General features: G+C 72.2%; 15 protein-coding genes. 11 read left to right on the plus strand and 4 right to left on the minus strand.

The features are described 5' to 3' along the window. Positions 1 to 78: 78 nt before the first annotated feature. The 7 genes from P2H44_RS08360 (at position 79) to P2H44_RS08390 (ending at position 5867) form a co-directional block, all read left to right on the plus strand. Positions 79 to 1278, plus strand: coding sequence for an ABC transporter substrate-binding protein (locus P2H44_RS08360; protein ID WP_275763048.1), 1200 nt, complete (start codon positions 79 to 81; stop codon positions 1276 to 1278). A 70-nt stretch (positions 1279 to 1348) separates the two neighbouring features. After that, positions 1349 to 2149: an ABC transporter ATP-binding protein gene (locus P2H44_RS08365; RefSeq protein WP_275763049.1), complete on the plus strand. Its 801-nt coding sequence runs from the start codon at positions 1349 to 1351 to the stop codon at positions 2147 to 2149. Next, entirely contained in the window at positions 2146 to 2850 is a 705-nt protein-coding gene (locus tag P2H44_RS08370) for an ABC transporter ATP-binding protein (RefSeq protein WP_275763050.1), read from the plus strand. The genes P2H44_RS08365 and P2H44_RS08370 overlap by 4 nt, the downstream gene beginning before the upstream one ends. A gap of 4 nt (positions 2851 to 2854) precedes the next feature. Beyond that, positions 2855 to 3229: a hypothetical protein gene (locus tag P2H44_RS08375; protein ID WP_275763051.1), complete on the plus strand. Its 375-nt coding sequence runs from the start codon at positions 2855 to 2857 to the stop codon at positions 3227 to 3229. Position 3230: 1 nt separating this feature from the next. Beyond that, positions 3231 to 3542 (plus strand): helix-turn-helix domain-containing protein, encoded by a 312-nt coding sequence (locus P2H44_RS08380; RefSeq protein ID WP_275763052.1) that lies wholly within the window; start codon positions 3231 to 3233, stop codon positions 3540 to 3542. Further along, entirely contained in the window at positions 3535 to 4548 is a 1014-nt protein-coding gene (locus P2H44_RS08385) for a branched-chain amino acid ABC transporter permease (RefSeq protein WP_275763053.1), read from the plus strand. Before P2H44_RS08380 ends, P2H44_RS08385 begins: the two co-directional genes overlap by 8 nt. A 5-nt stretch (positions 4549 to 4553) precedes the next feature. Beyond that, positions 4554 to 5867, plus strand: coding sequence for a branched-chain amino acid ABC transporter permease (locus tag P2H44_RS08390; protein ID WP_462976284.1), 1314 nt, complete (start codon positions 4554 to 4556; stop codon positions 5865 to 5867). 45 nt (positions 5868 to 5912) lie between these two features. Here the strand turns inward: P2H44_RS08390 and catB are convergent, their stop codons facing one another. Together catB and P2H44_RS08400 are read right to left on the minus strand one after the other, a co-directional pair. Beyond that, entirely contained in the window at positions 5913 to 6545 is a 633-nt protein-coding gene (catB, locus tag P2H44_RS08395; protein WP_275763055.1) for a type B chloramphenicol O-acetyltransferase, read from the minus strand. A 305-nt stretch (positions 6546 to 6850) separates the two neighbouring features. Beyond that, on the minus strand, positions 6851 to 7645 hold the full coding sequence (locus P2H44_RS08400; RefSeq protein WP_275763056.1) for a transporter substrate-binding domain-containing protein: 795 nt from the start codon (positions 7643 to 7645) through the stop codon (positions 6851 to 6853). Positions 7646 to 7897: 252 nt separating this feature from the next. Here P2H44_RS08400 and P2H44_RS08405 point away from each other — a divergent pair, with 252 nt between their 5' ends. From P2H44_RS08405 to P2H44_RS08415, 3 genes are all read left to right on the plus strand, one after another. Further along, positions 7898 to 8794 (plus strand): EamA family transporter, encoded by an 897-nt coding sequence (locus P2H44_RS08405; protein ID WP_275763057.1) that lies wholly within the window; start codon positions 7898 to 7900, stop codon positions 8792 to 8794. 143 nt (positions 8795 to 8937) lie between these two features. Further along, positions 8938 to 9735: an amino acid ABC transporter permease gene (locus P2H44_RS08410; RefSeq protein ID WP_275763058.1), complete on the plus strand. Its 798-nt coding sequence runs from the start codon at positions 8938 to 8940 to the stop codon at positions 9733 to 9735. Positions 9736 to 9748: 13 nt separating this feature from the next. Continuing rightward, the gene (locus P2H44_RS08415) at positions 9749 to 11017 is read left to right on the plus strand and encodes an MFS transporter (protein ID WP_275763059.1); all 1269 of its coding nucleotides are present in this window, start codon (positions 9749 to 9751) and stop codon (positions 11015 to 11017) included. Positions 11018 to 11021: 4 nt separating this feature from the next. On the opposite strand, the gene P2H44_RS08420 is transcribed toward P2H44_RS08415, so the two are convergent. Next, a complete protein-coding gene (locus P2H44_RS08420; RefSeq protein ID WP_275763060.1) occupies positions 11022 to 11417 on the minus strand; it encodes an ArsR/SmtB family transcription factor in 396 nt (131 codons plus the stop codon). Positions 11418 to 11484: 67 nt separating this feature from the next. Here P2H44_RS08420 and P2H44_RS08425 point away from each other — a divergent pair, with 67 nt between their 5' ends. Further along, positions 11485 to 12438 carry a serine/threonine dehydratase gene (locus tag P2H44_RS08425; RefSeq protein WP_345798985.1) on the plus strand — a complete coding sequence of 318 codons (954 nt, stop codon included), beginning with the start codon at positions 11485 to 11487 and terminating at the stop codon, positions 12436 to 12438. A 56-nt stretch (positions 12439 to 12494) separates the two neighbouring features. On the opposite strand, the gene P2H44_RS08430 is transcribed toward P2H44_RS08425, so the two are convergent. Beyond that, a complete protein-coding gene (locus P2H44_RS08430; RefSeq protein WP_275763061.1) occupies positions 12495 to 13622 on the minus strand; it encodes a pyridoxal phosphate-dependent aminotransferase in 1128 nt (375 codons plus the stop codon). Between the last annotated feature and the right edge of the window lie 53 nt (positions 13623 to 13675).

A 13675-nucleotide genomic window follows, 5' to 3' on the forward strand; every position in this document is an offset into this window, starting at 1 on the left:
GCCGGATTTCGCCGGCTGCGCGCGCGCCCCGGGTCAGCCGGCGCCGCGGGCGGGACAGGATGACAGGGAGATGCAACGATGAAACCCGCACACCTCGCCGCCGCGCTGGCGATGGGCGCCTCGGCCCTGGCGATGGCCGCCCCCGCCCAGGCCGAGGACGTCAAGATCGGCGTCCTGCTGGGCTACACCGGCCCGATCGAGTCCCTCACCCCCGGCATGGCCGACAGCGCCGAGCTGGCGATGAAGGAGGTCAACGACGCGGGCGGCGTCCTGGGCGGCGACATGCTGGTCCCGGTGCGCGCGGATTCGACCTGCATCGACGCCGCCGCCGCCTCGGCCGCGGCCGAGCGCCTGGTCACCGCCGAGGGCGTGAAGGCGATCATGGGCGCCGACTGCTCGGGCGTCACCATCGCCACGCTGAACAACGTGGCGATGCCCAACGGCATCGTGATGATCTCGCCGTCCGCCACCTCGCCGGCGCTGTCGTCGATCGAGGACGGCGGCTTCTTCTTCCGCACCGCCCCCTCCGACGCCCGCCAGGGCGCGGTGCTGGCCGAGGTGCTGACCGACAAGGGCGTGACCGAGATCGCGGTCACCTACACCAACAACGACTACGGCAAGGGCCTGGCCGACAGCTTCCAGGCCGCGTTCGAGGAGAAGGGCGGCAAGGTCCTGCTCTCGGCCGCGCATGAGGACGGCAAGGCCGACTACTCGGCCGAGGTCGGCGCGCTGTCGGCGACCGGGGCCGAGTACCTGGCCGTCTTCGGCTACGCCGACCAGGGCGGCGTGGGCATCATCCGCGCCTCCGTCGACTCGGGCGCCTTCGAGAAGTTCGTGCTGGGCGACGGCATGTTCGCCGAGAGCCTGATCGAGGCCATCGGCGACGACCTGAACGGCACCATCGGCTCGGTCCCGTGGTCCGAGGGCGAGGGCGCCGACGCGTTCGTCTCCGCCGCCGAGGCCGCGGGCGTGGATCCCGACGGCTCGTTCCGCCGCGAATCCTACGACGCCGCCGCGCTGATCGCGCTGGCCATGCAGGCCGCCGGCTCGACCGACCCGAAGGTCTTCAAGGACAAGGTGATGGACGTCGCCAACGCCCCCGGCGAGAAGATCCTGCCCGGCGAACTGGCCAAGGCCCTGCAGATCCTCAAGGACGGCGGCGACGTCGACTACGTCGGCGCCACCAACGTCGAGCTGATCGGCCCGGGCGAGGCCGCCGGCACCTACCGCGAGTACGAGGTGAAGGACGGCGCCTACGAGACCGTCGGCTTCCGCTGACGCTCGCGTTATGCTTAAAGCCCGGCCCGGCGCACCTGCGCCGGGCCGATGCATATGAGGGGAGCCGTTCGTGATCCGCGTCGAGAACCTGGTGAAGAGCTTCGGGGGCCTGCGGGCCGTCGACGGCGCGAGCCTCGAGATCGCCAAGGGCGCGATCACCGGACTGATCGGCCCCAACGGGGCGGGCAAGACGACGCTGTTCAACGTCATCGCCGGCGCCTACGCCCCCGACGAGGGGCGCGTGCTGCTGGACGGCGAGGACATCACCGGCCTCGCGCCCCATCAGCTGTTCGACAAGGGCCTGCTGCGCACCTTCCAGATCGCGCACGAGTTCTCGACCCTCACGGTGCGCGAGAACCTGATGACCGTGCCGCCTGAGCAGGACGGCGAGGCGTTGTGGAGCGCCTGGTTCCGCCCCTCCGCCGTGCGCGACCGCGAACGGGCGGTGCGCGAGAAGGCCGACGAGGTGATCGACTTCCTCCAGCTGGGCCACGTGGCCGACGAGCTGGCGGGCAACCTCTCGGGCGGGCAGAAGAAGCTGCTCGAGCTCGGCCGCACCATGATGACCGAGGCGCGGATCGTGTTCCTAGACGAGGTCGGCGCCGGCGTGAACCGCACGCTGCTCTACTCCATCGGCGACGCCATCCAGCGCCTGAACCGCGAGCGCGGCTACACCTTCTGCATGATCGAGCACGACATGGACTTCATCGGCCGCCTCTGCGACCCGGTGATCGTGATGGCCGAGGGCCGCGTGCTGACCGAGGGGTCGGTCGACGAGGTGAAGGCGGACGAGCGGGTGATCGAGGCCTATCTCGGCCGCGGCCTGAAGAACCGCCCCGCCCGGACCCGCGCCGCGGAGACGTCGGCATGAGCGTCCTGATCGGCGAGGCGATGACCGGCGGCTACGGCGCCGCCGACATCCTCCACGACTGCACCATCGCCGTGGACAAGGGCGAGATCGCGGTGATCGTGGGCCCCAACGGGGCGGGCAAGTCGACCGCGATGAAGGCGCTGTTCGGGATGCTGCCGCTGCGCCGGGGCCACGTGCGCCTGCGCGGGCAGGACATCACCGCGCTCTCCCCGCAGGACCGGGTGAAGGCCGGCATGGGCTTCGTCCCCCAGGTCCGCAACGTCTTCGCCACCATGACGGTGGAGGAGAACCTGGAGATGGGCGCCTTCCTGCGCGAGGACGATTTCCGCGAGACGATGGAGATGGTCTACGGCCTGTTCCCCATCCTGCGCGAGAAGCGCCGCCAGCCCGCCGGCCAGCTCTCTGGCGGGCAGCGCCAGCAGGTGGCGGTGGGGCGCGCGCTGATGACGAGGCCGGAGGTGCTGATGCTCGACGAGCCGACCGCCGGCGTCTCGCCCATCGTGATGGACGAGCTCTTCGACAAGATCATCGAGATCGCCGCCGCCGGCATCGCCATCCTGATGGTCGAGCAGAACGCCCGCCAGGCCCTGAACATCGCCGACCGCGGCTATGTGCTGGCCCAGGGCCGCAACCACTTCACCGACACCGGGGAGGCGCTGATGGCCAACCCCGAGGTGCGCCGATCCTTCCTCGGAGGCTGAGCCCATGATCCGCAAATCCGCCCGCCTCCTGCCGGCCGTCGCCCTCTCGCTGGTCGCCCTGCCGGCCGCGGCCGAGCGCCTGCGCTGCGACTTCGACCGGGTCTGCGCCCCGGACGGCTGCCGCTCGACCTCCTACGAGCTGCGCATCGAGTGGGACGGCGAGGACGGCCGCTTCACCGACGGCGCCGGCCGCTCGGGCGACGTGACGGTCGCCGAGATGGAGGCGTTCTGGCACTTCATCGAGATCATGGACCGCGGCGACCTGGTGATGACCTCGGTCGCCGACGGCGGCGTCGCGGTCCACTCCAAGCACGCGCTGCTGGGGGGAGAGCTGAAGCCGACCCAGTACTACGGCGCCTGCCGGCGCGGGGAAGGGTGAGATGGTTCTTCCGGCCGCTAGCGACCTTGATATTGAACGGATGCCCGAAATGATCGGTGCGCGCCTACGTGCGGCCCGTCTTGCGCTGGGTTTGAAGTCTTCTGAGATCGCTGATCGCGTTGGAATCGAGCGTACATATTGGTCAAGATGTGAGGGTGGCAAGCGACGGCTTTCACTTGATATTGCAATACTTCTTTGTGATGTATTTCCGCTAACGCTCGACTACCTGTTTTTGGGAAAGATTCAATCGCTGCCTGAGAGTTTGGCGAACAAGATTCGGCACGAATTCACGAAGGCGGGGCGAAATGACTGAAATACTCAACGCCCTCGCGCTGTTCACCAACTTCGTCGGCCTGCCGGCGCTGGCCTACGGCTCCCAGCTGGCGTTGGGCGCGCTGGGGGTGACGCTGATCTACGCGGTGCTGCGCTTCACCTATTTCGCCCATGGCGACCTGATGGCCTTCGGGACCATGGTCGTGGTGCTGGCGACCTGGGGGCTGCAGGCGGCCGGGATCGGGCTGGGGCCGCTGCCGACGGCGCTGCTGGCGCTGCCGGTGGGGATCGCGGCGGCCGCGGCGATCGCGCTGCTCTTCGACCGCTGGGTGTTCGCCTTCTACCGCCGGCAGAAGGCCAAGCCGGTGGTGTTCATGATCGCCTCGGTCGGGGTGATGTTCCTGCTCAACGGGCTGGTGCGCCTGGTCATCGGGCCCGACGACCAGCGCTTCGCCGACGGCGAGCGGTTCCTGTTCAAGGTCGGGGACTTCCGGGACTGGACGGGGCTCGACGAGGGCATCGCCTTCAAGTCCACCCAGGCGCTGACCATCGTGGTCGCCCTGATCGCCATGGCGGCCCTGTTCTGGTTCCTGCAGCGCACCCGGATGGGCAAGGCGATGCGCGCCTATTCGGACGAGGAGGACCTGGCGCTGCTGTCGGGCGTGGACCCCGCCAAGGTGGTGCGGGTCTGCTGGATCCTGGCCGCGGCGCTGGCGACGCTGGCGGGCGTGCTCTACGGCCTCGACAAGTCCTTCAAGCCCTTCACCTACTTCCAGCTGCTGCTGCCGATCTTCGCCTCCGCCATCCTCGGCGGCATCGGCAACCCGCTGGGGGCGGTGGTGGGGGCCTACATCGTCGCCTTCTCCGAGGTGATGGTGACCTACGCCTACCGCAAGTTCGCCGGCTACCTGCTGCCCGAGGACATGGTCCCCGACGGCCTGCTGCAGCTGCTGTCGACCGACTACAAGTTCGCGGTCAGCTTCGTGATCCTGGTGGTGGTGCTGCTGGCGCGGCCCACCGGCATCTTCCGGGGGAAGGTCATATGAGCTTCCTGCAAGGTCCCGCGCGGGGGCCCGCCCTCTACGCCGTGATGGCGCTGCTGCTGGTCCTGGTGGGCATGCTGCAGAGCTGGAACGTAGCGCTGGCGATCCTGAACTTCGGCCTGATCTCGGCGGTGATGGCGCTGGGGGCGAACATCGCCTGGGGCTACGCGGGCCTGATGAACGTGGGCCTGATGGGCTTCGCGGCGCTCGGCGGGCTCGCCGCCGTGCTCGCCGCCCAGCCCCCGATCCCCGAGGCCTGGTCCGCCGGCGGCCTGCGCCTGCTGGGCTCGGGCGCGGCGCTGGTGGTCTCGGTCGTGTTCATCGCCCTGGTGCGGGCGCGGCTGGCGAAAGGCCGCTTGCGGGCCATCGTCACCGTGGCGCTGGTGGTGGGCGCCTACGCGCTGGTGCGCCTGCTGTTCGATCCCGCCACGGATGCGATCGAGGCGGTGGACCCCGCCGTCACCGGCTATCTCGGCGGGCTCGGCCTGCCCTCGGTGGCCGGGTGGCTTCTGGGGGGCGTGCTGGCGGCGGGCGGCGCCTGGCTGATCGGCAAGGTCTCGCTCGGCCTGCGCTCGGACTACTTCGCCATCGCCACGCTGGGCATCTCCGAGATCATCATCGCCGTCCTGAAGAACGAGGACTGGCTGGCCCGCGGCGTGAAGAACGTGACCGGCCTGCCGCGCCCCGCGCCCTACGAGGTGGACCTCCAGGCCTCCGCCGCCTTCGTCGAGCGCGCGCAGTCCCTGGGGCTGGACCCGGCCGAGGCCTCGGGCCTGTTCGTGAAGCTGGTCTACGCGGTCCTGTTCATGGCGGTGCTGGGCGTGCTGCTGTGGCTGGCCGAGCGGGCGCTGAACTCCCCCTGGGGGCGGATGATGCGCGCGATCCGCGACAACGAGGTCGCGGCCGAGGCGATGGGCAAGGACGTGGTCAAGCGCCGCCTGCAGACCTTCGTGCTCGGCTCGGCGGTGGTGGGGATCGCGGGGGCGATGATGGTCACCTACGACGGCCAGTTCACCCCGGGCGCCTACCAGCCGCTGCGCTTCACCTTCCTGGTCTGGGTGATGGTGATCGTGGGCGGCTCGGGCAACAACTGGGGCTCGGTCCTGGGCGGGTTCCTGGTCTGGTTCGTCTGGATCGAGGCAGAGCCCGCCGGCCGCTGGCTGATGGACCTGCTGACCGCCTGGGCGCCCGAGGGCAATCCCGTCGCCGCCCACCTGCAGGAGGGGGCGGCCCACATGCGCATGATCTTCATGGGCCTGATCCTGCTGCTGGTCCTGCGCTTCGCCCCCCGCGGCCTGATGCCGGAGAAGGTGCGCCGCTGAGCGGGCGCCGCGCCCGCCCCGGGCTGCGGGGCGGGCGCGGCCGGGTCAGGCCTCGCGGATGCGCGCGCGCCAACGGGCGTGCAGCGCCGCGACGTCGCCCGAGGTCAGCAGGGGCATGGCGGCGGTCAGCTCCGCCTCCGGCCAGTCCCACCACTTCAGCTCGAGCAGGCGCGCGACGTCCGCGTCGGAGAAGCGGCGGCGAAGGACGCGGGCGGGATTGCCGCCGACGATGGCGTAGGGCGCCACGTCGCGGGTCACCACCGCGCGGGTCCCGATCACCGCGCCGTCCCCGACCCGCACGCCGGGCATGAAGATCGCCTCCGAGCCGATCCAGACGTCGTTGCCGATCACCGTGTCCCCGGCGGGAAGATAGCCGTTCTCGGCCCCGGCGAAGGCCGGCTCATCGGCCCAGTGGAAGGGGAAGGTGCTGATCCAGTCGTGCCGGTGGCCCTGGTTGCCGGCCATGATGAAGGCCGCCCCCGACCCGATGGAGCAGAAGGCGCCGATCACCAGCCGGTCCACCCCCGGATCGGGCAGAAGGTAGCGCGCGCAGTCGTCGAAGCCGTGGCCGTGATACCAGCCGGAATAGTAGCTGAAGCGCCCCACGACGATGTTGGGGTTGGTGACCTGGCGGTCGAGCGGAACGCCCCGGAAGGGGCTTTCGAACACGTTTTGCATGAGCTTGGTCCTGAACGAGGATCCTGTCCGCACGCGGACGACTGAACGTGGATCCCGTCCGCGCACGCGGACGGGGCGCGCCCGCCTCCCGGTCGGAGGCGCGGCGCGCGCGGACCCCGGCCTCAGGCGCGGGGCGTCGTTCAGGCGGTTCGGTCGGCGGACTTCACGTCGGATCCTCGGGAACGTCGCTCGCGCCCTCTATGGCGCGGACGGGCGAGGAAGGCAAACCGCGCCCCGCGAAAGGAAAACCGCCGGCCGAGCCTTCGCTCGACCGGCGGTTTCGGTCCCGGGCAGGGCGGCGAGGCTCACTCCTCGGGGGCGAGGCCCCACTTGACCGCCGTGCGCTGGAAGAAGCCGTCCAGCTTCTTGATCTTGATCCAGTTGTTCACGTAGTTGATCCACACCTGATCGGCCTGCGGCAGCAGCATCGCGATCGGCGAGGGGGCGCGGGCGGTCGTCACCTCGACCCGCGTCACGTTCGGGAACTTCTCGGTCAGCGTCGCGCCCTCGATGTTCGAGGTCACGAAGACGTCCGCGCGCCCGGCCAGCACCTCCTGGTAGCCGCGGGCGGGGGCCTCGACGACCTTGATGGTGGCGTTGGGGAACCACTCCTTCACGTATTTCTCGAAGGTGGTGCCCAGCGTGGTCGCCACCGTCACCTCGGGCTTGTCGATGTCGCCCCAGTCCGAGAAGCGGTCGGCCTTGTCCTGGGTGGTGAAGGGCAGGATCACGACCGTGAGGTAGCTGTCCGAATAGCCCGCCACCTTCATCCGCGCCGGGCTGATCGAGGCCGAGCCGGTCAGGTGGTACTTGCCCGCCACCACGCCGTTGACCAGCGTCTTCCAGTCGGTGGGCACGAACTCGAGCTCGACGCCCAGGTCGGCGGCCAGCGCCTCCATCACGTCGATGTCGTAGCCCTTGTAGCTGTTCGAGGCGGGGTCCCGCACGCTCATCGGGTTCCAGTCGCCGGTGGTGCCGACCTTCAGCACGCCGCCGTTCAGCACGTCCTGCAGGGCGGACTGGGCCGCGGCGGGCAGGGCCCCCAGCGAAAGGGCCAGCATCGCGGCGGCCGCGAGGCCCCGGCCGAAAAGTCGTCGCATCGCTCTCTCCGTTCTGCGCCGGTCGGCCGCTCCGCGGCGGCGCCCGGCTGTCTATCTCGCGCGCTCCCCCCTCCGGGCCGCGCGGGACGCGCGGGCGGCGCGGGATCGACCATATCACCTTGTTCACATCTGTCAGTCGCAAAGGCGCGAGCCGCGCGGACCGCGCCCGAGGGGCGCCGGGGCCGCATGGCGGGTATGCGGACCGTTTCCCGGTTTGACATTTCGCCCAGCGACCCCGCTGATGCGGGAACCATGGAGACCTGGGTCCTTCTCGCCGTCGGGGCGGCGTTCCTTCAGAACCTGCGCTTCGCGCTTCAGAAACGGCTGGCGGGGGCGCTGGGCTCCGCCGGGGGCGCGGGCGCGCGCTTCGTCTTCGCGGCGCCGCTGGCCGCGGCCGCGCTGCTGGGCCTGTGCCTGGCGCGCGACGCGGCCCCGCCGGCGCCCAACCTCGCCTTCCTGGGCTTCTGCGTCGGCGGCGGGCTCGCGCAGATGGCCGCGACCCGGCTGATCGTGGGCCTGTTCGCCCAGCGCAACTTCGCCGCCGCCATGGCCTACACCAAGACCGAGACGCTGCAGACCGCGCTGTTCGGCGCCCTGCTGCTGGGCGACGCGCTGCCCCTGCCGGCCTGGGGCGCGATCGGGCTGGGGATCGTGGGCGTGGTCCTGATCTCGAGCCCGCCCGAGGGCATCCGCGCGGGCGCGCTGCTGGACCGCGGCGCGCTGATCGGCATCGCCTCCGGCGGACTCTTCGGCCTCTCGGCGGTGGCCTACCGCGGCGCCACGCTGTCGCTTCCCGAGGGCGACGCCGCGATGCGCGCGATCACCGCGCTGGCGGCGGTGACGCTGCTGCAGGCGATCCTGACGCTGGGCCAGCTCGAGCTCGGCCGGCGCGGCGACGTCGCGCGCCTGATCCGCGCCTGGCGTCCGGGGATCGTGGTGGGGGTGACGGGCGTGAGCGCCTCGCTGGGCTGGTTCTGCGCCTTCGCGCTGCGCGACGCGGCCTCGGTGCGCATGGTGGGGCAGGTCGAGGTCGCCTTCACGCTGGCCGCCTCGATCCTGATGTTCGGCGAGCGGCCGGGCCGGCGGGAGCTGGCGGGCGTGCTGCTGGTCAGCGCCGCCATCGTGGCCCTGGTGCTGGCCACGACATGACCCCGCGGCGTCCCGCCCGGGATGCGGGCCCACGGCGCGGGTTTCGCGCGGCAGGCGATGGGGCTAGGCTCCGCGCGACATGCCCCGCGGCGGCGGCGGCCCCGGACGGGGCGCGCGCGCCGGCCCCCTCCCGGAGGACGTTCATGACAGGCTTTCGCCGAATCCGGCCCGGATCGGCCGCGACGCTCCGCGCCTTCCTCGCGCTCGCCGCGGTCCTGGCGCTGGCGGGCTGCGGGAACGGGGCGCAGGGCGGTTCGGCCTGGGGGTGGTACGTGGTCTCCCCCTGGACGGCGGGCGGGCGGTCGAACCTGCTGTTCCTGATCGGGGGCCTGTGGGACACGATCCTGCTGTCGGCGACGGCGATGACCATCTCGGTCCTCGTCGGGATCGCGGTGGCGCTGCCGGCGGTGGGGCGCAACCGCTGGGGCCGGCGCTTCAACCTCGTCTACGTCGAGGTGGTGCGCGCGATCCCGATCCTGGTCCTGATCCTGTGGGTCTATTACGGCCTGCCGGTGGTGGCGGGCGTGGCGATCAACGTGTTCTGGGCGGGCGTGCTGGCGCTGGCCCTGTCGGACTCGGCCTTCGAGGCCGAGATCTTCCGCGCCGGCATCCAGGGCATCCCCAAGGGCCAGACCGAGGCCGCGCAGTCCATGGGCCTGAATCGCCTGCAGGTGATGCGCTTCGTGATCCTGCCCCAGGCGCTGCGCCGGATCCTGCCGCCGCTCGCCAACCAGTTCGCCTACATGCTGAAGATGTCGGCGCTGGTCTCGGTCATCGGCATGCAGGAGCTGACGCGTCGCGCCAACGAGCTGGTGGTGACGGAATACCGCCCGCTCGAGATCTACACGGTCCTCGTCCTCGAATACCTCCTCCTGATCCTGCTCGTCTCCCAGGCGGTGCGCTGGCTGGAGCGGCGGATGTCGCGCAGCGGCGAGCAGTGAGCGCAGGGCGGCGGTGAGCGACGCGCCCGCGCCCCGCGGCCTCTCCGCCGCATCGCGCACGCCCGGGGCCGCGCGGCTGGCGGGCATGGTGGCGCTGACCCAGCTGATCGGCTGGGGCTCGACCTACTCGATCCCCGCGGTGCTCGCCCGCCCGATGGCCGAGGCGCTGGGGATGCCGCTGGCGCTGGCCTTCGGCGCCTCCTCGGCCTTCCTGCTGGCGATGGCCGGCGTCTCGCCCTGGCTGGGCCCGGTGTTCGAGCGGCGCGGCGCGCGCCCGCTGCTGGCGCTGGGCTCGGTGGTGCTGGCCGCGGGGCTGGCGGTGCTGGCGCTCAGCCCCAACTGGGTCGTCTATTTCCTCGCCTGGGTGGTGATGGGGGCGGGGGGCGCGATGGCGCTGTCGAACGGCGCCAACGTCCTGCTGGCCGAGCGTCTGGGCCCGCGCGCGCGGCGCGGCATCTCGGCGGCGATGCTGGTCTCGGGCCTCGCCTCGACCTGCTCCTTCCCGGTGATGCTGTGGCTCGAGCCGATGCTGGGCTGGCGGGGGACGCTGGGGGTCTATGCGCTGGCGAACCTGCTGGTCTGCGCGCCGCTGCACTGGTTCGTGCCCGGACCGCGGCCCGCGGCGGCGCCGCCTCCCGCGCCGGCCCCCGTGGCGCCGCCCGGCGAGGATGCGCCCGACCCCGCCCTGCTCGGCCGCCGCGCCGCCGCCGCCTCGGCCGCCGAGCGGGCGCGCTTCGGCTGGCTGGCGCTGGCGATGTCGCTGGCGGGCATGATTTCCTGGGGCCTGGGCGTGGCGTTGCCCGAGACGCTGGCGGCCCTGGGGGCCGAGACGCGCACCGCGGTGATGATCGCGGCGGTGGTGGGGGTGGGCCAGGTCGCGGCCCGGGCGGTGGACTTCGCGCTCGGCGCGCCCCTGCCGGCGCTGAGCGTGGCGATCCTCGCCGCGCTGGCGATGCCCGTCGCCTTCGCGGTGCTGGGGCTGGGGCAGGGGGCGGTGGTCGCCTCGGTGATCTTCGCGGCGATCTACGGGGCGGGGACGGGGCTGCTGTCGGTCTGCCGCGCGACCCTGCCGCTGGAGCTGTTCGACCCCGCCGCCTACGCGCGCATGGTCACGCGGCTGGCGCTGCCGATGAACCTCGCCTTCGCGGCCGCGGGGCCGCTGTTCGGCGGGCTGCTGGCGGCCTTCGGGGCGGCGGGTCCGATCGGGGCGGCCTTCCTCGGGGCGCTGGGCGCGCTGGCGGCGCTGCTGCGGCTGCGCGCGCTGACCCGGCGGACGGCCTGACCCCTCAGACCGCCTGGCCGATGCGCTGGGCGAGGTCGGCGATCCGCGGCTCGTTCCGTCGGTAGAAGGTCCACTGCCGCGTGCGCTTGGCCACCACCAGACCCGCGGCGGTCAGCTGCTGCATGTGACGGTGCAGCGTGGGCTGGGAGATGCCCAGCTTCTCGGCCAGGAACACCGCGCAGACCCCGTCGCGCACCAGGTCCCCGTCGCGCTGGGGCGGGAAATGCGCCGTGGGATCGCGCAGCCAGGCCAGCACCGCCAGCCGCTTGTCGGAGGCGAGCGCCTTGAGCCCCTCCACCAGCTCGGCGGTGGCGGGGTCGGTCCCGTTTCGCGCGGGCTCGCCGTCGTCGTCGAACGCGGCATGGGCGGCCACGGGTGGGGCGAATGTCTGTACCGGCAAGAGTTAGCCTCTTTGCTAAGTTGAGAACTTGTGCCATGCGGAAGGCCGAGACTCAAGACCCGGGAGCATGACCATGCCCGTCGCCGCGCTGAAGCTGACCTGCCGCCAGGACGTCGAGGACGCCTACCGCCAGATCGTGCCCCACGTGCGTCGCACTCCCGTGGTCGAGGTGGACCCGCGGGACTTCGGCCTGGACGGGTTCCGGCTGTTCCTGAAGCTCGAGCTCATGCAGCACGGCGGCTCCTTCAAGGCGCGGGGCGCCTTCGCGAACCTTCTGTGCCGGCGGGCGCCGGCGGTCGGGGTGGTCGCGGCCTCGGGCGGCAATCACGGGGTGGCGGTGGCCTTCGCGGCCCATCGCACCGGCATCCCCGCCACGATCTTCGTGCCCGAGGTGTCGAACCCCGCCAAGATCGCCGCGATCCGGGCGCTGGGCGCGGACACGCGCCTGGTCGGCCAGCGCTACGACGAGGCGCGCGCCGCCGCCGAGGCGCATGCCGAGGCGACGGGCGCGATGTCCGTCCACGCCTACGACAGCCACGAGACGCTGTGCGGCCAGGGCACGGTGGCGCTGGAGTTCGAGGCGCAGGCCGCCCCGGACACGGTGCTGGTGGCGACCGGCGGCGGCGGGCTGATCGGCGGCATGGCCGCCTATCTCGCCGGCCTGCGCCGGCTGGTGGCGGTGGAGCCCGAGGCCGCGCCCACCCTGCACATGGCCCTGAAGGCCGGCCGCCCGGTCGAGGCGCCGGCGGGCGGCGTCGCCGCCGACAGCCTCGCGCCCCGGCAGGTGGGGGAGCGGATGTTCCCCCTGGCGCAGCGCCACGTGACCCGCTCGGCGCTGGTGACGGACGCGGCGATCGTCGAGGCGCAGAAGCGCCTGTGGACCGTTTGCCGCGTGGCGGCCGAGCCCGCGGGCGCCGCGGCGCTGGCGGCGCTGCTGTCGGGCGCCTACAAGCCCGACCGCGGCGAGGCGGTGGGCGTGCTGATCTGCGGGGGCAACACCGACGCCGTGAACTTCGGCTGAGCCCGGCCGGGGGGCGCCGCCCTGCGGGCGGCGTCCGCCCCGCCGGGGCGGGGCGCTCAGGCCTCGGCGGTCTCGACCGCGGCGGCGGCCTCGGCGAGCGCCTGGGGCAGGGCGGCCTCGAAGGCGTCCAGCATCTCGGGCGTGCCGGCGGAGACGCGGATGCAGCGGTTCTCCGGCTCGGCGAAGGGCATGCGCACGAAGATCCCGCGCTCGATCAGCCCCGACAGCACCGCCTTGGCGAAGTCGCCGTCGCGTCCGCAGTCCACCGCCACGAAGTTCGTGGCCGACGGCAGGACCGACAGGCCGTTCCTCGCCGCGATCTCGCCGATGCGCCCGCGGGCGGCCTCGACCTTGGCGCGCACCTGCGGGATCCAGTCCGCATCCTCCAGCGAGGCCTGCGCCCCCACCAGCGACAGCCGGTTCATGCCGAAGTGGTTCTTCACCTTGTTGAAGGCCTGGATCATCCGCTGCGTGGCGATCGCGTAGCCCACCCGCATCCCCGCCATGCCGTAGGCCTTCGAGAAGGTGCGCATCCGCACCACGCGGGGATCCTCGGGGTCGATCTCGGGGGCGGTGCCTTCGGGGGCGAACTCGATATAGGCCTCGTCCAGGCACAGGACCGAGTCCGAGGGCATCTCCTCGATCATCGCCTGCATCCGCGCCGCGGGCCACCAGGTGCCCATCGGGTTGTCGGGGTTGGCGATGTAGACCAGCGGGCTCGCCTCGCGCGCGGCGGCGGCCAGCAGCAGGTCGGGATCCTCGCGGTCGTCGCGATAGGGGACGGTCGCGAGACGCCCGCCGAAGCTCGCCACGTGGTAATTGAAGGTCGGGTAGGCCCCGCGCGAGGTCACCACGGGCGTCCCGTCCGAGACCAGGACCCGCGCCAGCAGGCCCAGCAGCCCGTCGACGCCCTCGCCCACGATGATGTTCTCGAACGGGACGCCGTGCTTGGCGGCCAGCGCCTCGCGCAGCTCGCGGTGCTCGGCGTCGGCGTACATCCAGCACTCGGGCAGCGCCTGCGCCATCGCGGCGAGGGCATGGGGCGAGGCGCCGAAGACGTTCTCGTTCGCGCCGATGCGCGCCGAGAACGGGCGGCCCAGCGCGCGCTGCTGCTGCTCGGGGCTGACGAAGGGGATCGTGGCCGGCAGGCGCTCGACCAGCGGGGTGAAGTGCGGGCGGGACATCGACGCCTCCTCAAGCCGGCGCGCCCGCGGCCCGCCGCGCGGCAGGGTCGGGG

This window comes from Albimonas marina (genome assembly GCF_029223255.1).
In the GTDB taxonomy this organism is placed as follows: Bacteria; Pseudomonadota; Alphaproteobacteria; order Rhodobacterales; family Rhodobacteraceae; genus Albimonas.